29 protein-coding genes are annotated in these 24,654 nt (G+C 67.0%); 7 read left to right on the top strand and 22 right to left on the bottom strand.

Annotated features, from left to right (window positions below):
* Positions 1–75: 75 nt before the first annotated feature.
* Together DEQ92_RS01215 and DEQ92_RS01210 are read right to left on the bottom strand one after the other, a co-directional pair.
* Positions 76–1,314 carry a mandelate racemase/muconate lactonizing enzyme family protein gene (locus DEQ92_RS01215; protein ID WP_004977018.1) on the bottom strand — a complete coding sequence of 413 codons (1,239 nt, stop codon included), beginning with the start codon at positions 1,312–1,314 and terminating at the stop codon, positions 76–78.
* Positions 1,315–1,390: 76 nt separating this feature from the next.
* Entirely contained in the window at positions 1,391–1,837 is a 447-nt protein-coding gene (locus DEQ92_RS01210; RefSeq protein WP_004977017.1) for a luciferase family protein, read from the bottom strand.
* Between the two features lie 406 nt (positions 1,838–2,243).
* Here DEQ92_RS01210 and DEQ92_RS01205 point away from each other — a divergent pair, with 406 nt between their 5' ends.
* Entirely contained in the window at positions 2,244–2,840 is a 597-nt protein-coding gene (locus DEQ92_RS01205; RefSeq protein WP_004977016.1) for a hypothetical protein, read from the top strand.
* Positions 2,841–2,867: 27 nt separating this feature from the next.
* Here DEQ92_RS01205 and DEQ92_RS01200 read toward each other — a convergent pair whose 3' ends face one another.
* Positions 2,868–4,091, bottom strand: coding sequence for an HAD family hydrolase (locus DEQ92_RS01200; RefSeq protein ID WP_115820318.1), 1,224 nt, complete (start codon positions 4,089–4,091; stop codon positions 2,868–2,870).
* Positions 4,092–4,249: 158 nt separating this feature from the next.
* Between DEQ92_RS01200 and DEQ92_RS01195 the strand changes: the two genes are divergently transcribed.
* Together DEQ92_RS01195 and DEQ92_RS24370 are read left to right on the top strand one after the other, a co-directional pair.
* Positions 4,250–4,699, top strand: a complete 450-nt coding sequence (locus DEQ92_RS01195; RefSeq protein WP_004977011.1) for a DUF5799 family protein — start codon at positions 4,250–4,252, stop codon at positions 4,697–4,699.
* 106 nt (positions 4,700–4,805) lie between these two features.
* Positions 4,806–4,931 (top strand): hypothetical protein, encoded by a 126-nt coding sequence (locus DEQ92_RS24370; protein WP_255409903.1) that lies wholly within the window; start codon positions 4,806–4,808, stop codon positions 4,929–4,931.
* A 61-nt stretch (positions 4,932–4,992) separates the two neighbouring features.
* Here DEQ92_RS24370 and DEQ92_RS23700 read toward each other — a convergent pair whose 3' ends face one another.
* The 17 genes from DEQ92_RS23700 to DEQ92_RS01115 form a co-directional block, all read right to left on the bottom strand.
* Positions 4,993–5,142 carry a hypothetical protein gene (locus DEQ92_RS23700; protein WP_004043442.1) on the bottom strand — a complete coding sequence of 50 codons (150 nt, stop codon included), beginning with the start codon at positions 5,140–5,142 and terminating at the stop codon, positions 4,993–4,995.
* Positions 5,143–5,346: 204 nt separating this feature from the next.
* Positions 5,347–6,339, bottom strand: a complete 993-nt coding sequence (fba, locus tag DEQ92_RS01190; protein ID WP_004977010.1) for a class II fructose-bisphosphate aldolase — start codon at positions 6,337–6,339, stop codon at positions 5,347–5,349.
* Positions 6,340–6,503: 164 nt separating this feature from the next.
* Positions 6,504–6,980 carry a fructose PTS transporter subunit IIB gene (gene ptfB / locus DEQ92_RS01185; RefSeq protein ID WP_049905204.1) on the bottom strand — a complete coding sequence of 159 codons (477 nt, stop codon included), beginning with the start codon at positions 6,978–6,980 and terminating at the stop codon, positions 6,504–6,506.
* Entirely contained in the window at positions 6,977–8,674 is a 1,698-nt protein-coding gene (gene ptsP / locus DEQ92_RS01180) for a phosphoenolpyruvate--protein phosphotransferase (RefSeq protein ID WP_004977008.1), read from the bottom strand. Before ptsP ends, ptfB begins: the two co-directional genes overlap by 4 nt.
* A 3-nt stretch (positions 8,675–8,677) precedes the next feature.
* Positions 8,678–8,947, bottom strand: coding sequence for a phosphocarrier protein HPr (gene ptsH1, locus DEQ92_RS01175; RefSeq protein ID WP_004977004.1), 270 nt, complete (start codon positions 8,945–8,947; stop codon positions 8,678–8,680).
* Entirely contained in the window at positions 8,947–9,411 is a 465-nt protein-coding gene (ptfA, locus tag DEQ92_RS01170) for a fructose PTS transporter subunit IIA (protein ID WP_004970773.1), read from the bottom strand. The genes ptsH1 and ptfA overlap by 1 nt, the downstream gene beginning before the upstream one ends.
* A 44-nt stretch (positions 9,412–9,455) precedes the next feature.
* Positions 9,456–10,583, bottom strand: a complete 1,128-nt coding sequence (ptfC, locus tag DEQ92_RS01165) for a fructose PTS transporter subunit IIC (RefSeq protein WP_004977002.1) — start codon at positions 10,581–10,583, stop codon at positions 9,456–9,458.
* Between the two features lie 105 nt (positions 10,584–10,688).
* Complete coding sequence (gene pfkB / locus DEQ92_RS01160; RefSeq protein WP_004977000.1) at positions 10,689–11,606, bottom strand: 1-phosphofructokinase; 918 nt, start codon at positions 11,604–11,606, stop codon at positions 10,689–10,691.
* Positions 11,603–12,370: an HTH-type transcriptional regulator GlpR gene (glpR, locus tag DEQ92_RS01155; RefSeq protein ID WP_004976998.1), complete on the bottom strand. Its 768-nt coding sequence runs from the start codon at positions 12,368–12,370 to the stop codon at positions 11,603–11,605. Before glpR ends, pfkB begins: the two co-directional genes overlap by 4 nt.
* A gap of 203 nt (positions 12,371–12,573) precedes the next feature.
* On the bottom strand, positions 12,574–13,548 hold the full coding sequence (leuB, locus tag DEQ92_RS01150) for a 3-isopropylmalate dehydrogenase (RefSeq protein ID WP_004976994.1): 975 nt from the start codon (positions 13,546–13,548) through the stop codon (positions 12,574–12,576).
* Positions 13,541–14,149 (bottom strand): 3-isopropylmalate dehydratase small subunit, encoded by a 609-nt coding sequence (gene leuD / locus DEQ92_RS01145; protein WP_004976990.1) that lies wholly within the window; start codon positions 14,147–14,149, stop codon positions 13,541–13,543. The genes leuB and leuD overlap by 8 nt, the downstream gene beginning before the upstream one ends.
* Complete coding sequence (leuC, locus tag DEQ92_RS01140; protein WP_004976987.1) at positions 14,146–15,567, bottom strand: 3-isopropylmalate dehydratase large subunit; 1,422 nt, start codon at positions 15,565–15,567, stop codon at positions 14,146–14,148. The genes leuD and leuC overlap by 4 nt, the downstream gene beginning before the upstream one ends.
* On the bottom strand, positions 15,560–15,829 hold the full coding sequence (locus tag DEQ92_RS01135) for a hypothetical protein (RefSeq protein ID WP_050459069.1): 270 nt from the start codon (positions 15,827–15,829) through the stop codon (positions 15,560–15,562). Before DEQ92_RS01135 ends, leuC begins: the two co-directional genes overlap by 8 nt.
* 11 nt (positions 15,830–15,840) lie before the next feature.
* Positions 15,841–16,887: a ketol-acid reductoisomerase gene (gene ilvC / locus DEQ92_RS01130; RefSeq protein WP_004976982.1), complete on the bottom strand. Its 1,047-nt coding sequence runs from the start codon at positions 16,885–16,887 to the stop codon at positions 15,841–15,843.
* Positions 16,884–17,540 carry an acetolactate synthase small subunit gene (gene ilvN / locus DEQ92_RS01125; RefSeq protein WP_004976979.1) on the bottom strand — a complete coding sequence of 219 codons (657 nt, stop codon included), beginning with the start codon at positions 17,538–17,540 and terminating at the stop codon, positions 16,884–16,886. The genes ilvC and ilvN overlap by 4 nt, the downstream gene beginning before the upstream one ends.
* A complete protein-coding gene (ilvB, locus tag DEQ92_RS01120; RefSeq protein ID WP_115804846.1) occupies positions 17,537–19,300 on the bottom strand; it encodes a biosynthetic-type acetolactate synthase large subunit in 1,764 nt (587 codons plus the stop codon). The genes ilvN and ilvB overlap by 4 nt, the downstream gene beginning before the upstream one ends.
* A gap of 364 nt (positions 19,301–19,664) precedes the next feature.
* Positions 19,665–20,909 carry a LeuA family protein gene (locus DEQ92_RS01115; protein ID WP_231608308.1) on the bottom strand — a complete coding sequence of 415 codons (1,245 nt, stop codon included), beginning with the start codon at positions 20,907–20,909 and terminating at the stop codon, positions 19,665–19,667.
* Positions 20,910–21,266: 357 nt separating this feature from the next.
* Here DEQ92_RS01115 and DEQ92_RS01110 point away from each other — a divergent pair, with 357 nt between their 5' ends.
* From DEQ92_RS01110 to DEQ92_RS01100, 3 genes are all read left to right on the top strand, one after another.
* Entirely contained in the window at positions 21,267–21,554 is a 288-nt protein-coding gene (locus DEQ92_RS01110; protein ID WP_004976976.1) for a DUF5779 family protein, read from the top strand.
* A gap of 115 nt (positions 21,555–21,669) precedes the next feature.
* The gene (locus tag DEQ92_RS01105) at positions 21,670–22,356 is read left to right on the top strand and encodes a hypothetical protein (RefSeq protein ID WP_115804847.1); all 687 of its coding nucleotides are present in this window, start codon (positions 21,670–21,672) and stop codon (positions 22,354–22,356) included.
* Positions 22,356–22,874 carry a hypothetical protein gene (locus DEQ92_RS01100; RefSeq protein ID WP_115804848.1) on the top strand — a complete coding sequence of 173 codons (519 nt, stop codon included), beginning with the start codon at positions 22,356–22,358 and terminating at the stop codon, positions 22,872–22,874. Before DEQ92_RS01105 ends, DEQ92_RS01100 begins: the two co-directional genes overlap by 1 nt.
* A gap of 63 nt (positions 22,875–22,937) precedes the next feature.
* Here DEQ92_RS01100 and DEQ92_RS01095 read toward each other — a convergent pair whose 3' ends face one another.
* Positions 22,938–23,150 (bottom strand): ribbon-helix-helix domain-containing protein, encoded by a 213-nt coding sequence (locus DEQ92_RS01095; RefSeq protein ID WP_004976972.1) that lies wholly within the window; start codon positions 23,148–23,150, stop codon positions 22,938–22,940.
* Between the two features lie 138 nt (positions 23,151–23,288).
* On the opposite strand from DEQ92_RS01095, the gene DEQ92_RS01090 reads away from it, so the two are divergent.
* Entirely contained in the window at positions 23,289–23,615 is a 327-nt protein-coding gene (locus DEQ92_RS01090; RefSeq protein ID WP_004976971.1) for a hypothetical protein, read from the top strand.
* 58 nt (positions 23,616–23,673) lie between these two features.
* Here DEQ92_RS01090 and aglJ read toward each other — a convergent pair whose 3' ends face one another.
* Positions 23,674–24,582: an S-layer glycoprotein N-glycosyltransferase AglJ gene (aglJ, locus tag DEQ92_RS01085; RefSeq protein WP_050459074.1), complete on the bottom strand. Its 909-nt coding sequence runs from the start codon at positions 24,580–24,582 to the stop codon at positions 23,674–23,676.
* Positions 24,583–24,654 lie beyond the last annotated feature (72 nt).

Here is a 24,654-nt window from a genome sequence, read left to right as displayed (position 1 = left end):
GTGCTGCTGGCTCGACGAGTCGTTTCACTCCTCGTCGAATCGCGTCGAGCGAAGCTCGACTGATTCGACTTCGGCTTACGCCTCGTCGAACAGCGTCTCGCCGTCGACCATGTGTTCTTCGACGGTGTCCATGTCCAGCGTCACGCCGAGGCCCGGCTTCTCCGGAATCTCGATGTAGCCGTCCTCGATGACCGTCTCCTCGACGAGGTCGCCCCACCAACCCAGCTCGTAGGAGTGGTACTCGACCGCCAGCGAGTTCGGAATCGCCGTGCCGACGTGCGCGGAGGCCATCGTCGCCACCGGCGACGAGACGTTGTGCATCGCGACCGGCACGTAGTACTGGTTCGCCACGTCCGCGATTTTCTGCGTCTCGCGCATGCCGCCGACCTTCGGCATGTCGGGCGCGACGATGTCCACGGCCTGCTTCTCGATGAGCCGGCGCAGCTCCGTCACGCGGTAGCGGTTCTCGCCGACCGTGATGGGCGTGAGCGTGGACTTCGTGACCTCTTCCTGCACGTCGAGGTTCTCCGGCGGCACGGGGTCTTCGAGCCACCACACGTCGTAGTCTTCGAGCGCGGCGGCGAGGCGCTTGGCGCTGCCGCCCGAGAACGTCCAGTGGCAGTCGAACGCCACGTCGGCCTTGTCCTTGACGCGCTCCGTCACCTTCTCGACGATTTCGGCCTTGTGCCGAATCTCGCCGGGTCGCAGGTGGCGGTTCGCGCGGTCCTTCTCGAAGCCGGAGGGCACGTCGAGGTCGAACTTCAGCGCGTCGTAGCCGAGCTCGTCGACGACGCGCTCTGCCTCGTCGGCGCACGCTTCGGGGTCGGCCTCCTCTTCGGTGTGGCAGTCGCAGTAGACGCGGACCTTGTCGCGGTACTTCCCGCCGAGAAGCTGATAGGCGGGGATGTCGAGAATCTTGCCCGCGAGGTCGTGCAGCGCGATTTCGATGCCCGCGATGGCGGTGACCGTGACGCCCTCGACGGAGCCCTCACCGGACATCTTCTGGACGAGGTGCTCGTACAGACGGTCGATGTCGAGGGGGTTCTCGCCGATGACGAACGGCTTCATGCGCTCGATGAGTTCGGGCACGCCCGCGCCCCAGTAGGCCTCGCCGGTGCCGACGACGCCCGCGTCGGTGTAGATGCGGACGAGCGTCCACGGGAAGTTGCCGTCGACCATCGTCGTCTGCACGTCGGTGATTTCGACGTCGCGGCCGCCGCCGCGCTTGGCCGTCACGCCCATCGTCTCCGCCGACAGCTCTCGCATCGTGTACTCCGCGTTCGGATCGTGCAACTCCGCGTAGTTCTTACCCATGTAGAGTGGTTTACTCGGACGTTAGTAAAGTTTTTCCGACCGAGACATGTCCCCGCTCGGGACTCGCGGGAACAGGTCAGACCGGCGCGCGCCGGTCGAGCGTGTCGCGGAACGTCTCTCGGACGAGCGCGTCGAGGTCGGCGGGGAGGCCGAGTCGCCGGAGGTCGGTGTCGGGGTCAATCGCCGGGTCGAGGTCGACGCCGCGGCGGCGGAGCGCGAGCAGTCGCCAGAGGTACGCGAGCCTGAGCAGGCGCATCGCGCCCGGCACGTCGGCGGCGCTCCGGACGCGGTAGGTCACCCACGCCGAGTCGGGGAGCACGTGGTGCGGGTCCGCGAGGCCGTCGGTGAGGAGCACGTCGCGGACGCGTTTCGTGAGCGCGAGGTCGACGACGCCGGCGTCGTGGACGTGGCCGATCTCCCGGCCGGCGACGAGGAACTCCGTTCCCCCGAAGCGGTGCGGCGCGGTCTCGACGCCGGGCCACCGCGAGACCCGCGAGACGATTCTGTCGATGGAGGTAGTCATTCGGTGAATGTACGCGTTCCGAGGAGATAACTGCGAAGTCGGACCGGCGGGAGGTGTCGGGCCAGACACCGTCCGTCAAACGCTCCGTAGTCGGGCGATAACCACAGGATTTCCAGACATTCAGTTCACGGTGAGAGTCAACCGAAAATAGACACTCAGACCGGCGCGGTATTCGCGTATTAACACGGGTTAGGAACGCGAATTTTCGCGTCCCGCGACGACTTCGCGTCGGGCCCCCGTCGCGGGGCGCGCTCTCAGACCGACGGAATCCCGAACTACCGCGGCGTCCGGGGTAGACGATTCGTAACGAAAGCCTCGGGACGCAAATAACGGGACGAACCATGTCTCTGACTGCCACCGATGTACCGACACAGGGTCCCGACTTCGACTCCCGGGAGGCCGCGCGATGAACCTCGGCCAACTCGGCGTCGGTGCCGTCGTCCTCGTCATCGTCGTGTTCGCCCTCCTCTCCGGCGGCGTGAATACGCCCGAGACGCCCGCTCCCGCCGACGACGCCGACAGAAGTATCGGCGCCGACGTGACCGACCCCGACGGCGACGCGCCGGACGAGGACGTCGAAATCCAAGAAGAGCCCGTCGTCGGCGACGACTCGGGTGACGCCGACGATGCCGACGGCGGCTCGTCCGCGGACGACTCCGAGAACGCGACCGGCGCGTTCGAGACGGTCGAAACCGACGCTGCCGACGACGACACCGACTCGACGACGAAGAAGTCCTCGAAGAAACGCAGCAGTTCGAAATCGAACGACAGCGACGACTCGAACGACGAGAGTTCGTCCGACGACTCGAACGACGACGACTCGAGTGACGACAGTTCGAGCGATGACAACACCGACGACAGTTCGTCCGACGACAGTTCGAACGATGACAACGCCGACGACAACTCGAACGACGACGGGTCGAACACCGACGACAGCGGCTCATCCTCGGACGATTCGACCGACGACGACTCGGGTGACGACATCGGAATGTGCACGGTGTGAGCTGAGACACCGTGCGGCGCGCCACCCTCAGTCGACCAAGAGGTTGAGCGCGTAGGCCGTCCGGAGCACCGAGGCGGCGTCCCCGCGGGGAAACACCAGTTCGTCGGTCTCGCGGACGTGTTCGAGCACACCCGGAGAGGAGTGCTCGGGGGCGGCCGCGAGCCCGCACTCGTTTTCGGCGGCCCAACTCATCACGTCGAGGTCGGACTTCGAGTCGCCCATCACGAGGACGAACGGGTCGTCCACCCCGAGCACGTCGAGCGCGGCGCGGACGCCCGCCGCCTTGTTCAGGTCGACCGCGGAGAGTTCCGCGGCGTCGGCGTGGTAGTACGCGACCGTCACTCGCTCCAGCGTCCGCCTCGCGTCCTCGGGAATCTCCGCCGCATCCGAGGCGGGAAGCGCGTCGCGGTCGTCGAGCACGCCCGCTATCTCCGGGTCGCGCTCCGCGAAGTACGCCCGCGCCCAGTCGGGACCGGCGGGGTCGTCGCTGAGCGCCTCGCCGAGGAGGTCGAGCAAGTAGACGAGCGCGCCGTCGATGACTTCCTCGGCGTCGTCGCTGCCGGTCTCGAAGTTCGGCTTGAGCGTGACGTTGAACTCGTTGCCCTGCAGGTGAACGCCCCCGCGGAGCGCGTCGGGGAGGTCGCTGATGACGCGCCCGCGAACCGACTCGAAGACCGACTGCACCGGGTCGTCGAGCGTCTCGTAGAGGAGGCGCTTCGTGTCCGAGCCGTGTCCGGGCGTGAAGACGCCGGTGCCCGCCTCGTAGACGATGCTCACGTTCCCCGAGTGGACGAGTTCGTTGCCCAATCCCTGAATGGCGAAGCCCTTGACGTTCTCCAATGTCTGGCCGGTGCAGATGACGATGGGGACGCCCTCCTCGTGGAACTGGGTGAGGAGGTGCAGCACCTCGCGTGGAATCTCGTTGTCGGTCTGCCCCGCAGAGCGCAGCGTCTCGTCCACGTCGAGGACGAGCGCGTTCACCGCCCGACCGTACTTCGTGTAGAGGTCGAGGGCGGTGAACGCCTGGTCCCGCGTCGCGCGCGCGGCGAGTTCGGCGTAGCGGTCGCCGTCGGAGAGCGCCCGGCGGATGCGGTCTTTCTTCGCCGTGAGTTCGTCGTCGACCGCCTGCCAGTGCGACAGCGCCACCGGCGAGCCGAGCGGCGGCAAGAGGTCGACGAAGTCCTGTGCGTCCCGGACCGCGTCCGCGTCGAAGTTCCCGTACAGTCTGTACAGGAGGTCGTACCGCTCCATGATTCGGGGTCGTCACCCAACCGCATTAAACCCGCGTGGGAGGCAATTCGTCCCGTCGCCCCGTCGGCTGACTGGGGCGCGGTCGCCTCCGCGGTCGGTCGCCTCCGGGGCCGGCCGGCCCCGCAACTCTGATACCGACCGGCCGACGACGTGTGCACATGGCACATTGGACCGACAGCATCGTCGGCGACCGGATGACGGTGGACCGCGAGTTCAACGACCAGGTGATGAACTCCCGGTTCAACAGTCAGGAATGGGGGCTCATCATGACGGCGACGGAGTTCGAAATCGAGAACGCGGACGACCCCGAGGAGGCGCGCATCGTCGCCGACACGGAGAAAGTCCCGCAGATAATCCCCGAACTCGACAACATCCGCAGCCAGATGGGCGCGATGGGTGGCGGCGGCGGAGGCGACTCGTCGTCCGGCGGCGGCGGCATCGTCGACTCCATCAAGGGCGCGCTCGGCATGGGCGGCGGCGGCAAGAAGGGCGAACAGGAGAAACTCGAGGACGCGGAACGGCTCACACAAGAGTACGCGGACGCGCTCCAAGACCACCTCGAAAAGAAGGGCAAGTGGAATCAGGTCCGCGTCAGCTACCTCGAATAGCGGGCCGGGCGACCGGCCGCGGCGGGAGCGCTCACCCGGCTCCGGTGTCGACATTCCGTTCGAGGGCCACAATTCGTAACAGGCGCGGGCGCGACGTCGCTGCTAGATGAGACCGTCAACGCTGATATTCGCGTTCGGTGGACTCCTGTTCGTGCTTCCGATTCCCGGCACGTTTATCGCCGGCGCACTGGTGCTCCTCGCGGGAGCGCTCGCGCGGTGGCTCGGTTCGTAACGGACCACCGCGAGCCACCGCGAACCGGTCGGACGGACGGCCGAGCGTCGGCGGCGACGACTCAGTACTCGTCGCCGGCGTGGAACAGCGTTCGCTCGCTCGCCTCGTAGATGTTCATCAGTTCGTTGATGAGGTCGTCGTACTCCTCGTCGTCCTCGCGGAGCGCGTCGAGTCGGGCGACCGTCTCGTCGTCGAGGTGAATCTGCGGCATACGTACGTCCACGCCGCGTGACACCTTAAGCGACGTGGGGCATCGAACTCGACTGCCGTCGACCCCCGAGAGCGCCGCCGCTGGGCGAGAAGCGTATCGAAACGAAGAGCCGGCGGAGTGCCGGGTGGAGACGACAACCGGGTTCCGGTCCGCCGTGCGGACGCGGCGAACGCTCGACGGTGAACGAATCACCGCCCGCGCGGGTTACTTGAACAGGGACTGGCCGGCGCTGCCGGAGACCTCGGTCAGACCGGCGTGCACGTCGGCGATGCGCTCGCGGATGTCGCGACCGACGACGCGGGGGTCGAACACGTCCTTGTTCGGCGACCACTCGGTCTCGTTGAAGAACGTGTCACGGGCGTCCTCGACGCCCTCCGGCGGGACGATGGCGTTGGGGTCCTCGCTGTAGAGGTCGTAGGCGGTGCGCGTGTACTCGTACTGGTAGCGGGTGTCCTTGTTGACCTTGCAGATGCCGTGTTTGAGCATCTCCTGCAGTTGGTCGGGCTGGACGCCCGAAGAGCCGTGGAGGACGAGCGGCGTGTCGAGGCCGTGGTCGCGCAGGGCCTGTCGGATGTCCTGGGCGAGATCCGGGCGGAGTTCGAGGTCCTTGCCCTTGGCGACCCCGTGCTGCGTGCCGACGGAGATGGCGAGCAGGTCCGCGCCCGTCTTGTCGACGAACTCGACGGCCTGTTCGGGGTCCGTGTAGAACGCCTCTTCGGCCTCGATTTCGTCCTCGACGCCCTTTATCTGGCCGAGTTCGGCCTCGATGAGGACGTCGGAGTCCGCGGCCTCGACCATCTCGACGACCTCGCGGCTCGTCGCGACGTTCTCGTCGAACGGCTCGTGGGAGGCGTCGATCATGATTGACGACGGGATGTCGAGTTCGATCTGCTGCTCGATGAACTCGAGGTCCGTCTGGTGGTCCATGTTGAGGAAGACGCCGATGTCGTACCGCTCGGCGATGGTCTCGATGTAGTTCCCCATGGCTTTCAGGCCCGCGACGGCGTCGCCGTCACCGGCGAACCGGCAGGCACCACCGCTCATCTGCAACAGGAGGTCCGAGTCCATCCGGTCGGCCCCCTCCATGAGACCCATCATAATGTTCGGCTCCGCGATGTTACTCGCGATGAGGCCGAATCCTTCGTCGAGCGCCTCGTCGTACACTGTGGCGAGTTCCTCCCCGCCGTAGAACGGCATTATGCGTTCACCTCGGTTTCGTCAACGACTGCGAGACTAATAATGTATGGGAAGCGAGTTTCGATTCTGCACGTTTTCGTTTGTTCGCGTTCGAGTTAATTTTCGTCGGCGGACGAAGCGCCGCCGCTGGCGGGCGAGCGAAAAACGGAAAACCGTCGGCGGCGTTACGAGAACAGCTTCTTCAGCCGGGCGAACAGCCCCTTTTCGGGGTCGCCGCCGCGGCGCACGGGTTCGTCCGATTCCGCGGCGTCGCCGGACGAGCCGTCGGTGCCGGCGTCGGCGTCGGCGTCCTCGCCGTCGTCGCCGCTTCCGAACGTGACCGAACCGGTCTTGCCGGCCTCGGCGAGTTCGACCGCCTTCTTCACGACGGCCTCGGCGTTGTTGACGCCGTCTTTGACCGTCCCCTTGACGACGAGTTTGCCGTCGAAGCGGTCGCGGCTGACCGACGTGTCCGAGGTGATGATGACCGCGTCGGCCTCGGCGATGGCGTCCGAGGACAGTTCGTCCTGCGTGCCCATCGCGCCCTGGACCTCGACGTCGATGTCGTGGCCGAGGCGCTCGCCGGCCTGCAGGAGGTTCTCGGCCGCCATCTGGCTGTGTGCGATTCCGGTCGGACAGGATGTGACTGCGACGAGTTTCATTGGTCTAGTGTAAGGATTTCCGCGACTTCAGCCTTGGTGTCGGCCTGCAGGACGCGCTCCGCGAGTTCGCGGGCGTCCGCGGTGTCGGTCTCCGCGACGGCCGCCTTGACCTGCGGCACCGTCACGGCGCTCATGCTCAGTTCGTCGAGGCCGAGCCCGACGAGCAGTTCGGTGAGGTCCGGGTCGCCGGCCATCTCGCCGCACATGCCGACCCAGCAGTCCTCGCCCTCGGTCGCCGAGACGGTGGCGTCGATGGCGCGGAGGACCGCCGGCTGACGGTAGTCACCGAGGTCAGAAACGCGCTCGTTGCCGCGCTCTGCGGCCATCACGTACTGCGCGAGGTCGTTCGTCCCGATGCTGAAGAAGTCGACGTGCGGCGCGAACCGGTCGGCCATGAACGCCGCGGCGGGCGTCTCGACCATGATGCCGAACTCGGGCAGTTCGTTTTCGACGCCCTCGGAGTCGAGGTCGGCCGCGACCGACTCGAACCGCTCTCGGCCGGCGCGAAGCTCCTCGACCGTCGAGACGAGCGGGAGCATCACCGACAGGTTCGCCCCGTCGGCGCTGGCCGCCGCGCGCAGGAGCGCGCGCACCTGCGTCTCGAAGAGGTCCGCGTCCGGGCCGAGCGACCGCCGGATGCCGCGCTCGCCGAGGAACGGGTTCTCCTCGTCCGGCAGGTCGAGGTACGGGACCGGCTTGTCGCCGCCGATGTCGAGCGTCCGAACGACGACGCGGCCGCCGTCGAACGATTCGAGCGCCTCGACGTACGCCTCGTACTGCTCGTCTTCGTCCGGCGGCGACTCGCGGTCGAGGAAGAGGAACTCGGTGCGGAACAGGCCGACGCCGTCGGCCCCGCGGTCGACGGCCGGCCCGAGGTCCGCCAGCGTGCCGATGTTGGCCGCGACCTCGATGTCGACGCCGTCGGCGGTCTCGACCGACTCGTGTCGGATGTCCACCTCGGCGGCGGCCGCGGCGGCCTCCTTGCGCTCGTCGGTCGGGTCGACCACGAGGTCGCCCGACTCGCCGTCGACGACGACTTCGGTGCCGTCCTCGACGGACTGGAGTTCCTCGCCCACGCCGACGATGGCCGGCAGGGCGAGCGAGCGCGCGAAGATGGCCGCGTGGGAGGTGCGGCCGCCCGTCACCGTGACGAAGCCGGCGACGCGCTCGGGGTCGAGCTGTGCGGTGTCGCTCGGCGTGAGGCGCTCGGCGACGACGACGCTCCCCTCCGGCAGCGACGAGAGGTCGACCCGCTCGCCGTCCGAGAGGACGCGCACGAGCCGGTCGCGCACGTCGCGGAGGTCGTCGGCGCGCTCGCCCATGCGACCGCCCATGTTCTCGAACTGCTCGACGAACTCGGAGAACGTCTCCTGAACGGCGTGTTCGGCCGGGAGTCCGCCCTCGATGGCGTCGGTGACGCCGTCGGTTATCTGCGGGTCGTTGAGGAACTGGACGTGCGCGTCGAACACCGCGGCCTCCTCCTCGCCGACGCGCTCGGCGGTCCGCTCGCGCTCGGCTTCGAGTTCGTCTTCGGCGGCCGCGCGGGCGTCCTCGAAGCGCGCCAGTTCGGCGTCTCCGTCCACGTCTTCCGGGGCCGGGGGCTCCGGGAGGTCGGCGTCCGGTCGGTACCAGACGACGGTGCCGACGCCCGAAAGCGGTGTCACGCCGATGCCGGAGAGGGTTCGTTCGGTCATGGCTTACTGTTTGGCTTCGGGCGTCGAAAGGATGTCCTCTAGGGCGTCGAGTGCCGCTTCCGCGTCGTCACCCTCGGCGACGAGTCGGACCGACTCGCCGTGTCCGACGCCGAGACCGGTGACCGCGAGCATGCTGGCGGCGGGGACGAGGTCGTCCTCGTCGGCGCGGCCGAGCTGTACGTCGGCGTCGAAGGAGTTCGCGGTCTCGACGAACTGCGAGGCCGGGCGGGCGTGGAGCCCGTCTTCGGGGACGACCGTGACGGTCCGCTCCATCACTCGACCACCTCGGCGAGCACGTCCTGGACGGTCTGCTTGCTCTCGGCTTCGAGGAGCTTCTCGCGCACGTCCTCGTGCATGAGCGACCGCGAGAGGGCGCTCAGAATCTGCAGGTGGTCCTCGCCGCCCGCCGCGGGGACGAGAATCATAAAGAGGAGCTTCGCCGGCTTGTCGTCCATGGCGTCGAAGTCGATGCCCTCGGTCGAGCGCGCGAAGGCGACCGTCGGCTTCGAGACGGCGTCGGTCTTCGCGTGCGGGATGCCGATGCCGAAGCCCACGCCGGTCGTCGCCTCTTCCTCGCGTTCGAGGAGGGCGTCGAGCGCGGCGTCTCGGTCGTCGACGCGGCCGGCGTCGACCGCGAGGTCGAGGAGGAACTCGATGGCTCCCTCCTTCGTCGCCGGCGGCTCTTCGAGCGATATCAGTTCGAGCGGTGTGATGGTGCTGATGTCAGTGACGTCCATTGTATTGTACTTCGTTCGGGTCTGGAAAGATTAGTTCGGTGTGGTCAGTCGTCGGAGCTCTGGGCGGCCACCTTGGCGTCGAAGTTCGGCTTGATGGCCGTCGCGATGACCGCGGTGACGATGGAGCCCAGCAGGATGCACGCGATGAACATGAACGGCTGGTTCGACAGCGGAACCACGAAGATTCCGCCGTGCGGAGCCGGCATGTTCACGCCGAGCGCCATCGAGGCCGCGCCGGCGACGGCGCTGCCGGCGACGACGCTCGGGATGACGCGGGCCGGGTCGGCCGCCGCGTACGGAATCGCGCCCTCAGTGATAAAGGAGAAGCCGAGGAGCACGCCGCTCTTGGCGTTCTCGTACATCTCGGCCGCGTACTTCTGCGGCGCGATGAAGTTCGACAGCGCGAGGCCGATCGGCGGGACCATACCCGCGATCATGACCGCGGCCATCGGCGCGGTGACGCCCTCGGAGATGAGGCCGACGGAGAACACGTAGGCGACCTTGTTGATGGGGCCGCCCATGTCGGCCGCCATCATCGCCCCGAGGATGCCCCCGAGGAGAATCGCCTGTCCGCCGCCCTGCATGTTGCTCAGGAAGTTCGTGAGTCCCGCGTTCGCGATGGAAATCGGGACGCCCAGCACGAACAGCATGATGGGCGTGAGCACCGCGGTCGTCGCGACCGGGATGAGGAGCACGGGCATCATCGGTGCGATGAACTCGGGCACGTCGCGCTGCTTGAACCAGCGCGCGACGATGCCGGCGAGGAACCCGGCGACGATAGCGCCGAGGTAGCCCGCGCCGGCGGAGCCACCCTGGAGACCGATGACGTCACCGGCCGCCTGCAGGACGTTGCCCTGCTGGATGATGTACGACAGGATGAAGCCCGGTGCGAGGCCCGGACGGTCGGCGATGGCGTACGCGATGTACGCGCCGAGCACCGGAACCATCAGCGTCAGCCCAGCGACGCCGATCTGCGCGAGGAACCAGCCGGCGGTCCCCGTGCTGTTGAATACGTCTTGTACGTTGTTCGAAAGCGAGGCTACGGCGTAGCCCAGCGCCAGGAAGATTCCGCCGATAGTCACGAACGGAATCATGAACGATACCCCAGTCATGAGGTCCTCCTTCACCGAAGTGAGGTAGGACCGAACCGCGTCTTCTGCGTCGTTTGCCATAGTGTTGCCACCCCTACGAAAGAACATACGCAAATGTGCTCAAAAACCCTTTCGAATATGAACGTTACTGAGCGTTTCAGTCGTTAACAAACGTTCATCTGAGAATCACCGGCTCCGAACCGTCGTCACCTCGACGTGCGTCTCGTTCGTCAGCACGTCTTCGAGGTGCGGGACGCGGGTGCCCGCGACGCCGACGACGCGGGACGCGGTCAGAACGCCCATTCGGAGGGCGTCGGCGTCCGAAAGCCCGTGTTCGCGCGCGGCGAGGAAGCCGGACATGACGGCGTCGCCCGCGCCGACCGTATCGACGACCTCAACGTCGAGCGCGGGCGCAGAGAGGACCTCGCTGTCGGTGACGAGGAGCGCGCCGTCCGCGCCGAGCGAGGCCAGCACGTACTCGAACCCGCGCGCGTGAAGCTCCTCGGCGGCCGCGATGGCGTCGGCTTCGGTCTCGACCGTTCGACCCGTCGCCGTCGCGAGTTCGGAACGATTGGGTTTGCAGACGTAGTAGTCGGCGTCCAGTTCGGCGAGGTACTCGCCGCCCATGTCCACCGCAATCTGCCAGTCGCCCGCGCGGGCGAGTCTATCGACGTCGGCGAGGGACATCCCCGGCGGGAGACTGCCGCCGACGAGGAGCGTGTCGGGCTCGTTCGCCTGCGCGGTTTCGACGAGTTCGTCCACGTCGGCTGCACGAATCTGCGGGCCGTTGTGATTGAGTTTGTACTCGCCGTCTTCCGCGAGCACGGTCGTGTTCAGGCGCGTGTCCGCGTCGACGGTGACGAAGTCCGAGGCGATGCCGTCGGCGTCGAGTCGGTCGCGGACGAACTTCCCGAAGTGGCCGCCGAGAAAGCCCGAGGCGGTCGCGTCGGCGTCGAGCGCCGAGACGTACTTGGCGACGTTGATGCCCTTGCCGCCCGCGGTGAACACCGCGTCGTCGGTCCGGTGGACGACGCCGGGCTGAAGCGGTTCGTCGAAGTGAATCGTGTGGTCTACTGCTGGGTTCGGGGTGACTGTGAGAATCATCGTGCAACTCCGTCGACGACGGTGACGCCCGCGTTCTCTATCTCCTCGCGAGAGTCGGCGTCGAGCGTTCCGTCGGTGATAAACAGGTCGATGTCTTCGAGCGATGCGAACTGGACGAAGCTCCGTCGGCCGAGCTTCGAGAGGTCCGCGACGAGAACGACCTTCGCGGCCTTCTCGACCATCAGCTCCTTCATCCGCGCCTCGTCCTCGTTCGGGGTCGTGAGGCCGGAGTCCACGTCCAGCCCGTTCGTGCCGAGGAACAGCAGGTCGAAGTTCGTCCGCTCCATGAACGACTCCGCGGTCGGCCCCACGAGCGCCTTCGTCCGCCGCCGGAGCGTCCCGCCGGTGAGTTTGACCTCGTTGTCCTCCTCGTTCAGTTCGATGGCGAGTCGCGGCGAGTTGGTGACGCCGAGTGTCGTCCCGTCCTTGGGGACCTTCCGGGCCACCTCCATCGTGGTCGTCCCCGCGTCGAAGAACACGACCTGTCCCTCGGCCAGTTCTTCGACCGCGCGGTCCGCGATCGCGCGTTTCCCTTCGAGATTCTGTACTTCCTTCTGGCCGTAGGTCTGCTCGCGCCCGACGGAGGTCACGGGGACGGCTCCGCCGTGCGACCGCTCGATGAGCCCACGGTCTTCGAGTTCGCGCAGGTCACGTCGTATCGTCGCCTTCGAATAGCCGAGGTGGTCGGACAGCGACTCGACCGACCGGCCGTCCGAGTCGGAGACGAGTTCGACGATGCGGCGTTTGCGCTCTGCTGGTAACATCGGTAGCGATTCCTCGTTAGGTGGAAGATAGGTCGGGGAGTAGTGTTAATTGTTTATGTTGGATTCCGCCCGTATCTGTTCGAAACAGCCAAATCTCACACAAGAACGAACACGGTGTGCTCGCCGGTGAGAAAACGATCAAAAACGAAAACGAGAACGCTCGAAACGAACGTCGAACCGCCGATTCGGTGGGTCGCCGACGCTCAGAGTCGGTCGAGAATCGCGGCGGTCACGTCCTCCGTGGAGGCGTCGCCGCCGAGGTCGGGCGTGCGCGGCCCGTCGGCGAGGACGCCTTCGACGGCCGACCGGACGCGGTCGGCTTCCTCCTCGTAGTCGAGGTAGTCGAGCAGCATCGCCGCGGACAGAATCGTCGCGGCCGGGTTGGCGATACCCTCGCCGGCGATGTCGGGCGCGGAGCCGTGGACCGGTTCGAACAGCGCGGCGTCCGGGCCGATGTTCGCCGAGGGGAGCAGTCCGAGACCGCCGACGAGGCCGGCGGCGAGGTCGGACAGCACGTCGCCCGCGAGGTTCGGACAGACGATGGTGTCGAACTGCGTGGGGTCGAGACAGACGCGCGTCGCGAAGGCGTCCATCAGGACTTCCTCGGTCTCGACGCCGCGGTCGTCGGCGACGGAGACGACGGCGTCGCGGAAGCGACCGTCCGTCTCGCGCATCACGTTCGCCTTGTGGGCGACCTGGAAACTGCCACCCTCGCCGCCGACGTAGTCGCAGGCGTACTCGGCGAGTCGCTCGGACGCCGAGGTGGTGACGACGCGCGTGAGCGTCGAGAGGTCCTCGGAGAGGCGGTCTTCGTGACCGGCGTAGACGCCCTCGGTGTTCTCCCGGAGGAAGACGAGGTCCGTCTCCGGGCGGAGCGCGTCGACGCCGGGGTAGGCCTTCGCCGGGCGGACGTTGACGAACGAGTCCACCGCGGTCCGAAGCGGGAGGATGACGTCCGCCGCGGTCTCGCCGGCCGCGCCGAACAGCGTCGCGTCGGCCTCGGCCGCGAGGTCGTAGGTCTCCTGCGGGAGCGCCTCGCCCGTGGCTTCCTTCACGTGGTCGCCCGCGTCGGCCTCGACGAACTCGAAGTCGCCGACGGCCTTCAGCACGTCAACAGCCGCCGGGATGACCTCCGCGCCGATGCCGTCGCCGGGGATGACGACGATTTCCTCAGTCATCGACGTAGGGCAGGGAAGCGGCTTTCTCGGCGACCGCGTCGGCGTTCGACTTCATGAGCGCCGTCGTGTCCCAGACGCCCTCGGTGAGCGCCTTCCGTTGTGCGTCGTCGACGGTCACGTCCACGGTCTTCTCGCCGTAGGTGACCGTCTCGTTTTCCACGTCCACGTCGATGTCTGCGTCCGGGTGCTCGTCGACCCAGTCCTGCAGTTCGGTGATGGTGTCGTGGTCGGCGGTGACCGTCGGGATACCGAGCGCGAGGCAGTTGCCCGCGAAAATCTCGGCGAACGACTCGCCGATGATGGCGTCGATGCCCCAGCGCATGAGCGCCTGCGGGGCGTGCTCCCGGGAAGAGCCACAGCCGAAGTTGGCGTTGACGACCATGATGGCGGCGTCCTGGAACTGCGGCTCGTTCATCGGGTGGTCTTTGGGTTCGTCGTTCTCGTCGTAGCGCTGGTCGAAGAACGCGAACTCGCCGAGGCCGTCGAACGTGACGACCTTCATGAACCGCGCCGGAATTATCTGGTCCGTGTCGATGTCGTTGCCGCGGATGGGAACGCCGGAGCCGGACGCCGAGTCGATTTCGGGAATCTCGTCGGTCATGCGACGCTCACCTCCTTCAGTTCGCGCACGTCAGTCACGTGCCCGGTGACGGCCGCGGCGGCGACCATTCGCGGGTTCATCAGGACGGTGCGGCCGTCTTTCGACCCCTGCCGACCGATGAAGTTGCGGTTCGACGAGGACGCGGAGGCCTCGTCGCCCTCCAACTGGTCCTCGTTCATGCCGAGACACATCGAACAGCCCGCCTCGCGCCACTCGAAGCCGGCTTCCTTGAATATCTCGTCGAGGCCCTCCGCCTCCGCGGCGGCCTTGACGCGCTGACTGCCGGGGACGACCATCGCGCGGACGCCGTCGGCGACCTGTCGCCCCTCGACGACTCCCGCCGCGCGGCGGAGGTCGGGCATTCGGGCGTTGGTACACGAGCCGAGGAACGCCACGTCGATTTCGTAGCCCTCCATCGTCTCGCCGGGTGTGACGCCCATGTGTTCCTGCGCCATCCGGGCGGTGTCCTGCTTCTCCTCGGGCAGGTCCTCGGGGGCCGGAATGGGCTGGGTGATGCCGACGCCCTGTCCGGGCGTGGTCCCCCACGTGACGACGGGTTCGAGTTCGGAGCCGTCGATGGTGACGACGTCGTCGTACTCGGCGTCCTCGTCGGAGCGGATGGACTCCCAGTACGGCTTGAGTTCGTCGAACCGCTCGGGGTTCTCCTGGAAGTACTCGGTCTCTTTCAGCCAGTCGTAGGTGGTCTCGTCGGGGTTGACGTAGCCCGCGCGAGCGCCGCCCTCGATGGACATGTTACAGATGCTCATCCGACCCTCCATGTCGAGGTTCTCGATGGCCTCGCCGGCGTACTCGTAGACGTAGCCGACGCCGCCTTCGGTCCCGAGGCGACGGATGATTTCGAGGATGACGTCCTTGGCCTCGACGCCGGGGCCGAGTTCGCCCGTGACCTCTATCTTCCGGACCTTCTTTTTCTCCATCGCGACCGTCTGGGTCGCCAGCACGTCGCGAATCTGGCTCGTGCCGATACCGAACGCGAGCGCGCCGAACGCCCCGTGGGTCGAGGTGTGGCTGTCGCCGCAGACGATAGTCATGCCGGGTTGGGTGAGTCCCTTCTCGGGCCCGATGACGTGGACGATACCCTGTTCGCCCGAGGTCGGGTCCGAGAAGTTGATGCCCGCGTCGCGGACGTTCTGTTCGAGCTCGGCCATCATCTCCTCCGCGGCGTCGTCGCGGAACGGCCGCGACTGGTCCGACGTGGGGACGATGTGGTCGACCGTCGCGTGCGTCCGGTTCGGGTAGGCGACTTCGAGGTCGCGCTCCTGCAGCATGCCGAACGCCTGCGGGCTCGTCACCTCGTGGATGAGGTGCAGGCCGCAGAACAGCTGCGTCTGGCCGGTCGGTAGCTCCGAGACCGTGTGTTCCTCCCAGACCTTGTCGTACAGCGTTCCCTCACTCATGTCCGTCACCCGGTACGACGCGGTCGTCGTGGCCGCGTTCCCAGACCTGGTTCGCGCCCTCGCCGTTGCGGGGCGTGTGGTCCACGTCGCCCATCGTCTCGGTCTCGGTCGCGTCCGTGTCCGCCGCCGCGGGCGTCGCATCGCTCTGGCCGCCGTCGGTGACGGCCGGGCCGCGCTCGTAGACCGTGGTGAACGTCTCGCCCGTATAGGGGTTCGTGTGGCTGATGTCTCGCATTCGGTCGGTCGTGTCGTCGCGTGTCATTGGTGTCGTGTTCAGTCGTCCGCCGGTGCTTCGGCTTTCTCCGCGTCCGCTTCTTCTTCGTCGTCGGCCCACGCGAACAGGTCGCGCAGCGGCGCGCCGACCTGTTCGATGTGGTGGTTCTCCTCTGCGTCCTTCAGCTGGGAGTACGACGGCCGGCCCGCCTGATTCTCCAGAATCCACTCGCGGGCGAAGGTGCCGTCTTGGACCTCCTCCAGAATCTCTTCCATGTTCTCGCGGGCGTGCTCGTCGACGACGCGGTCGCCGCGGGTCAGGCCGCCGAACTCGGCCGTGTCAGAGACCGAGTCCCACATCTCGCCGAGCCCGCCTTCGTACATCAGGTCGACGATGAGCTTCAGTTCGTTCAGGCACTCGAAGTAGGCCATCTCGGGGGAGTAGCCCGCGTCGACGAGCGTCTCGTAGCCCTGCTTGACCAGCGAGGTGACGCCGCCGCAGAGGACGGCCTGCTCGCCGAACAGGTCGGTCTCGGTCTCCTCCTGGAACGTCGTCTCGATGACGCCCGCGCGGGTGCAGCCGAGGCCGTGGGCGTAGGCCAGCGCCTCCTCCTTGGCGTCGCCCGTTACGTCCTGGTAGACGGCGATGAGACCCGGCGTCCCCTCGTTCGCCTCGTAGTTACGGCGGACGAGGTGGCCCGGCGACTTCGGCGCGACCATCGTCACGTCGACGTTCTCCGGGGGCCGAATCTGGTTGTAGTGGATGTTGAAGCCGTGGGCGAACTGGAGCGTGTCGCCGGCCTCGAGGGAGCCTCGAATCTGCTCGAACACCGCCGGCTGGACGGTGTCGGGGACGAGAATCGAGACGATGTCGCCCTCGGCGGCCGCCTCGGCGGGCTCTTTGACGCGGAGGCCGTCGGCTTCCGCGGCGGCGCGGGACGAGGAGTTGGCGCGGAGGCCGACGACCACGTCGACCCCGCTGTCGGCGAGGTTCTGCGCGTGGGCGTGGCCCTGGCTGCCGTAGCCGATGACGGCTACGGTCTTGTCGTCGATTTGGGAGCGGTCGGCGTCGTCGTCGTAGTAAACTTCCGTGGTGAGTTCTGTCATTTCGTGTTCGTGTTTGGTTTGGTGGGTTCGCCGGAGGTTCCGGGTTCCTCTCCGGGGACGGTCTTCTTCGAGCCGTGGGCGAGCGCGGTCTGGCCGGTCCGGGCGATTTCGATGATGCCGAACCGCCGGAACGCGTCCACGGCGTCGTCTATCTTGCGCTCGTCGCCGGAGAGTTGGACCGTGATGGTCTCGGGGCCGGCGTCGAGGGTGCGGCCGTCGTACATCTCCGTGATGGCGTGGACCTTGTCGGGGTCCTCTCCGCGGACCTTCAGGAGGACGAGTTCCGCGCGGACGGCGTCGTCGTCCAGTTCGCCGACTGAGATGACGGGTTTGAGCTTCGCGAGCTGTTTTTCTATCTGGTCGATGCCCGGTTCGGGCTCCTCGACGACCATCGTGATTCGGGAGTGGCCGTCGACGGTCGTCGGGCCCACGGTGAGGCTCTCGATGTTGAACTGGCGGCGGGCGGCGAGGCCGGCGACGCGCGAGAGCACGCCGGGTTCGTCCTCGACGATGGCCGAAAAGACCGTTCGCCGCGGTTCGTGTTCCGATTCCGCTTCGGGGTCGATTCGGATGCCCTGTGCGTTGCGTCGGCCGTCGGGGTGTGGCCGCTCGTCGGGCGCGGGGCCTTGCAGTCCTGTCCGATTGTCGCTCATAACTGGTCCTCCGAGAGTGCGAATTTGCCGTTCGCGCCGCCCGAGGAGACCATCGGGTAGACGTTCTCCGCCGGGTCGACGTGGAAGTCGATGACCGAGGGGCCGTCGTACGCGAGCGCTTCCTCGATGGCGCCGGGGACCTCCTCGTAGGAGTCGACGGTCCAGCCGCGCGCGCCGAACGCCTCGGCGAGCTTGTCGAACTGGGGACACCAGTCGTAGCCGGCGGCCATGCGTCGCCCCTCGAAGAAGGCGTCCTGCCACTGGCGAACCATCCCGATGTACTCGTTGTTCAGGATGGCGACGGTGATGTCGAGGTTCTCGCGGACGGCGACCGACAGCTCCTGAATCGTCATCAGGAACGAGGCGTCGCCGTCGACGCAGACGACCGTCTCGTCGTCGTCGGCCGCGACCCGCGCGCCGATTGCGGCGGGCAGGCCGTAGCCCATCGTGCCGAGGCCGTGGGACGAAACCCACCGCCGCGGCTCGGTGAACGTCCAGTACTGGGCGGCCCACATCTGGTGTTGACCGACGCCGCTCGTGACGATGGTCTCGTCGGGGGTGGCCTCGTCGAGCGCCTCGACGACGAACTGCGGCTTCAGCGGCTCGTTGTCCGGGGCCGCGTAGTCCATCGGGTACTCCTCCTTCCAGGTGAGACACTGTTCGACCCACTCGCGCGCGTCGGGGCTCTCGCCCAGTTCGGCGTCGACGCGCTCGATGGCGCGACCGGCGTCGCCGACGACCGGGTAGTCCGCGTGGACGTTCTTCGAGATTTCCGCCGGGTCGATGTCGATGTGGACGATTTCGGCCTCGGGCGCGAACGTGTCGATACCGCCGGTCAGGCGGTCGTCGAACCGCGTGCCGACCGCGATGAGGCAGTCGGTGTGCGTGATGGCCATGTTGGCGTAGCCGGTGCCGTGCATCCCCGCCCACGAGAGGCAGAGTTCGTGGTCCTCCGGCATCGCGCCGATTCCGGGCATCGTGGTGACGACCGGAATCCGGTGTTCGGTCGCGAACCGCCGAGCGACCTCGGTCGCGTCGGCCTTGACGACGCCGCCACCGAACAGCAAGAGGGGCTTCTCCGCGCGCTCGATTGCGCGCGCGGCGGCCTCGACCTGCGAGTCGGCCGGGTCGGTGCGGGCGCGGCACGTCTCGGGTGCCTGCGCCGGACCGGGCTCGCGGTCGGTCTCGTTGAGCGAGACGTCCTTCGGGAGGTCGACGAGCGTCGGGCCGGGTCGGCCCTCCGCGGCGAGCGCGAACGCTTCGCCGACGGTGTCGCCGACGGTGTCGGGCGACGAGGCGAAGTAATTGTGCTTCGTGATGGGCGCGGTGACGCCCGTGGTGTCGGTCTCCTGGAACGCGTCGGAGCCGACCATGTCGGACGGGACCTGCCCCGTGAGCGCGAGCACCGCGTCGGAGTCCATGTTCGCGTCGGCGATGCCGGTCACGAGGTTCGTCGCGCCCGGACCGGACGTGGCGAGGCAGACGCCGGGGTCGCCGCGAACGACGCCGTACGCGTCGGCCGCGTGCGCCGCGCCCTGCTCGTGGGCCATCGTCACGTGACGGATGTCAGAGTGGTACAACGCGTCGTAGATGGGCATTATCGCCCCGCCCTGCACGCCGAAGGCGGTCTCGACGCCGGCGTTTTCGAGGGCGCGGACGACTGACGTCGAACCCGAGGTAATCTCGGTCGGCGTCTCGGTCGAATCGTCTGCCCCGTCGGTCGCGTCGGGGTCGGTCGTGGCTGCGGTTCGTTCGCTCATGTGTGGGCTCCGTGGTGTGTGGTCGGTCGTCGATACGGGCTGTCTGGTGACTGCGTGTGGTGCTGGTGCGCCATTGTGGGGACTGCGGACGTGTCTGAAAACGGTGCGAATACGCGGGACGGAGAGATGGTGTGGTAGGGGGCTATGCCCCTACAATAATGAGCGACCGAATCGCACCGACGGCGGCGGCGCTGGCCCCGGCTTCCGGGGTCGCGCGAACCGCGTGTTCGTCGTGCGAGGTCATCGTATGCCACACGTCCGTCCCGGCCGTAATAATGCTTTCGCGGCGGGCAACGATTGCACGCCGCGCGGGAGGTCGGACGCGAGCAGGGCGGTCGCCCCGTAGGGCCACAGCCCGGCGCCATCAGGCGCGGACCTCCTCCTCCGTGTCGTCCTCGTGGGTGATACCCACGTCGCGGGCGAACACCTCGAGCGTCGCGTCGTCGACGCGTTCTTTCTCCGCGCCGTGGTCTTTGACGCGGCGGGTGACCTCCCGGACCTCGGCGTCCGAGGGCTCGAACCCGATATCTGCGAGGCGCTTGCGTACCGAGTGCGTCCCCGTGTGCTTGCCGAGTACGAACTCGCGGGTCGCGCCGACCATCTCCGGGGTCATGACGCCCGGTTCGAAGGTGTCGGCGTTCTCGATGACGCCGGCGGCGTGGATGCCGCTCTCGTGGGAGAAGGCGTTGCGGCCGACGACCGGCTTGTTCGCCGGGACCGGGATGTCGGACGCCGCCTCGACGACGCGAGCCAGCTCGGTTATCTTCGTCGTGTCGATGCCGGTGTCGACGCCGTAGAGGGATTCGGCGGCCATGACGACCTCCTCGTAGGCGGCGTTTCCGGCGCGCTCGCCGATGCCGTTGACCGACACCTGCGCCTGTGCGGCGCCGGCTTCGAAGCCGGCCATCGCGTTCGCCGACGCCAGTCCGAAGTCGTCGTGCGCGTGCACGTCGATTCTCGCGTCGGTGTGCTCTCTGACCGTCGCCACCATGCGGGCGAAGCGAGTCGGCGTCGCCACGCCGCAGGTGTCCGGCAGGTTGATCCAATCGACGCCCGCCTCGGAGACGGCCTCGACGACTTCGATGAGGAAGTCCTCGTCCGTCCGGGTGGCGTCCATCGGCGAGAACATTACTTCAACGCCCGCGTCGCGGACGTGTTCGACACTGCGGACGGCCCGCTCGACGGCTTCCTCGCGGGAAGCGTGCATCGAGTCGGCCAACTGGACGTCGCTGGTGCTCACGAACGTGTGCACCATGTCCACGCCGGAATCCAGCGCGGCTTCGATATCCTTGTCGACGACGCGGGCCAACCCGCACGTCGTCGCGTCCGTCGAAGCAGCGATATCTGCGACTGCTTCGAACTCCGCTTCCGAGTTCACCGGGAACCCGGCCTCGATGACGTGGGTACCCATGTCGTCGAGGGTTTCGGCGATGTCGCGCTTTTCCTCGTAACTGAACGAGGTTCGCGGTGACTGTTCGCCGTCGCGGAGTGTCGTGTCGAAGATTCGTACGTCTTCGATTTCAGATTGTTGGGCTAATGTGCCCTGGAAGAACTCGACCCGCCGGGGAACCCGACGAATCCTCCGTGTCGTTGTGAGACATCGTGTCAGTGACGTGCCCGAACTCCTATTTAAACGTTTCTCCCCGACAGTATCACGAACGTTCAGCGGGTGTTGCGTGACAACTACTCTCGGGGCTAATCGCTGTACCTAAACGTCCTTATACGATATCATGACATATGTTGACTTGATATGTCCGCTCGGCGTTCGACGGCTCCTGAGCGATAATATAACTAAATAGAATTTAGAAACAAAATTTAGCACCCGGTGCGCGCGCTCTCGACTGGACAAACGTGGAGCAAACTGCGACTGTCGTGTGAAACGTGATACCAATGGACGCGTTTGTGCCGTCAGAGCCGTTCGCGGCTCGACCGAACCCTTTTCTCGTCGCTCGACAACCGAGCGGGTATGGGCGATTTCAATCTCAACTTGCAGACGGCCGAAGAACACCTCGACGAGGACGACGCCGAGGGTGACGTGGTCCTCGGCGTCCTCGACGGGTCGACCCCGCCCGACGAGTGGGTCCAGTCCGTCGCCCGCGGAAACGTCCTCTTTCTCGCCATCGAGGGCGACCTCAACAAGCTCGCGTCGGGCTTCGCACGTGATATCAAGGATATGGGCGGCCAGCTGATGCACTTCCGGAAGTTCCTCGTCGTCTCTCCGCCGGGCGTGGACATCAACACGGACGACCTCTGACCGGGCGGCCCGCTTCGCGGTCTCCGCGGTCCCGACGAACGGAACGAACCGACCAGAACCGGGCGCATCGGCCGCGGGGAGAGTCCTTATGCGCCGCGCGCCCCACGATACTGGCATGCCGATGAAAGGTCGCGGCACTTCCGACCTCCGCGAAATCGACCGATGGGACCACGGCGTCGGATGGCTCGCGTACCCCGACGAGACGATGCAGCGGGCCAGTCACGCCGTCGAAGTCGACGGCGACGTGTGGCTGTTCGACCCCGTCGATGCCCCCGGCGTCGACGACCTGTTCGCCGAGTTCGGTGACGTGGCCGGCGTCGTGGTCGGACTCGACCGACACAAACGCGACTCGGCGGCCATCGCCAACCGCCACGAAGTGCCGGTCTACGTCGCCTCGTGGATGACCGGCGTCGCCGACGAACTCGACGCGACCGTCGAACGCTTCGGGGCCGACCTCGCCGACTCCGGCTTCGAGGCGTTCCGTCTCGTCGACCGCTCCGTCCCGCCGTGGCAGGAGGTCGGCTTCTATCACGACGGGTACGACCTGCTCGTCGTCCCCGAGACGCTCGGCACGGTCGGCTACTTCTGCGCCCGCGGCGAGCACCTCGGCGTCCATCCGATGCTCCGGCCGTTCCCGCCGCGGCGCGTGCTCTCCCGGTACGACCCCGAGCGGCTGCTCGTCGGCCACGGCGCGGGCGTGCCCGTGAACGCGGGCGACAAACTCCGGACCGCACTCGGCAACGCCCGACGAAACCTCCCGAGCGCCTACTTCCAGGCGTTCACCTCGATGCTCTCGAACTGATGTCAGACGACACAACCGCCGTCGGCAACGAGAGCACGCCCGGCACCGAGACTGAGCCTGACCGCACGACCGATGGAGCGGTCGACGAGTCGGAGCGACAGCGAGTCCACGTCACGCGAGGGCTCGTCGACGTGCTGCTCGATATGGCCGAGGAGGCCGAGCCGACGTCGGTGAACCTCGTTCTCGCGCCGACGGCCGCCGGCGAATTCGACGACGACGACCTCGGCCTCGACCCGGAGACGCCGGTGCTCACCCACTTCTACATGGCCGAGGCCGGCCAGTCCGTGAGCGCCGTCTTCGGGATGGACCTCGGGACGCCGGCCGGCCGCGGCCGCGCCCGCTTTCTCACCCACCCGCAGGGACCGTTCGAACTCACGGAGCGCGACGACCTCGCGGCCGTGGTGCTCCTCGCCGTTCCCCCGTGGGAGCGGCGGACGCTGGCCGCCTTCGACCGCGCCGGGCGGAAGTTGAAACTCGTCGTGCACGACGCCGAACCGCCGCAGGAAGAACTCGACTGAGCCGACCCCGTTCGGCCGGCCGGCGCTGCCACCTCGCGGGTGGCGGCCGCTCGCCTCGGCAGACTACCGCAGATAGCCGAGGTCGGTCAGCTGTTCCGCTATCTCCTGAAACTCCGACTCAGAGAGGTCGCCGCCGGAGCGCTCGTGTTGGATGACGATGCTGCGCAGGAGGAACCGGACGAGGTCGCTCGTGCTCGAGAACGTGGTTCCTTCGAGCGTGTCGTCGACGCGAGCGGCCAACTCCTTCGGGATGGAGACCGTCGTGTACTCCGTCATGGCTCGAACGTCGCGCCGGGCGGGGTTAACCCCAACGGTGGGTCGCGAACCAAACGTCCGTCGCGGTTTTTCGGCGCTCACTGGCAGTATCACCGAAGGTCGGGGGTTTTTCCATGCGGGACATCCTATACACGTTCGATGGCCGCGAGACCGCCCCAAAACGATACGTCAGAGCCGGACTCAATCGAATTCGGTATTGCCGCGCTCGCCGCCGACGTCGACGCCGCAGACATCGACTACCCGGCAGACGCGAGAGCGATTGCGCGGGCGCTCGACGACGTCGCCGTGCCGATAGACGCCGCGGGCAACACGGTCGCGATAAGCGACGCCCTCGCCGCCGCGCCGAAAGACCGGTTCGACTCCCGCCGCGACCTCTTGGAGACGCTCCACCCCGTGTTCGAGGAGTTCCGCGCCAAGGCGTCGAAGAGTCTGATGGGGCGGCTCCGTTCGCTCGTCCCGTTCTGAAGGCGGTCTCGGTCGATTCACCCGGTTCCGACGCCCCGGCGCGAGCCGACGCCGACGCTCACTCCAGTTCTTCGATTCGTTTCATCTGCTCGCGGTGTAACGAGAGGATGAGGTCCGAGAGCACGCCGAACATCAGTAGTTGCACGCCGAAGAGGATGCCCGCCGCGGAGACGACGGCGATGACCTCGTGGGAGATAGAGCGGATGAACCACTCGTAGGCGACGTAGCCGGCGAGGCCGACCCCCGTCGCGGTCGACGTGAGCCCGACGCTGCCGAAGTAGAAAAGCGGGTTGTTGGTCTTGGCGCGGCGGTACAGTTCGAGGAAGATGATACCGCCGTCGCGGACCGGGTTGAGGTTCGTGTCCGAGCCGTTCGGTCGCGGGTAGTAGGTCGTGGGGACGACCGTCGTCTCGATGCCGCGTTTCGCGCACTCGACGGCCATCTCCGTCTCGATGCCGAAGCCGTCGGAGGTGAGCGTCATATCGAGGAACGACTCGCGGGTGAACGCCCGGTAGCCGCTGAGGATGTCGCGGAAGTCCTGGCCGTGGATGAACGCGAACGCTCGATTGATGATGCGGTTTCCGACCTTGTTGAGCCGCGTCATCGCGCCGGGTCGCATGTCGGCGAAGCGGTCGCCGATGACGTGGTCGTACCCCTCGGTGAGCGGGTCGAGCATCTTCGCCGCGTCGCCCGCCTCGTAGGTGCCGTCGCCGTCGAGCATCAGGACGTACGTCGCCTCGATGTGCTCTTCGACCGCCTCCCTGACCGCCTGTCCCTTCCCGCTCCCGCGCTGTACGACGACGTGCGCGCCGGCCTCCTCGGCGAGTTCCCGCGTCCCGTCCGTGGAGTCGCCGTCGATGACGAGGACGTTGTGGAACCCCTCGTCTCGGTAGCTGGCGACGACCTCGGCGATAGTCTCCGCCTCGTTGTAGGTCGGGACGAGGACGCAAACGTCCGCGTAGTCCATCAGCGGGACATCCAGCGGACAGTATAAAAGGACTTCTGGATGTGTCCCCGCGAATCCGCGGGGCGAGAGCAA

Source organism: Haloferax sp. Atlit-6N (assembly GCF_003383195.1).
Classification (GTDB): domain Archaea; phylum Halobacteriota; class Halobacteria; order Halobacteriales; family Haloferacaceae; genus Haloferax; species Haloferax gibbonsii.
Note: the sequence above shows the minus strand (reverse complement) of the source record. Positions and strands in the feature narration are given on the sequence as shown.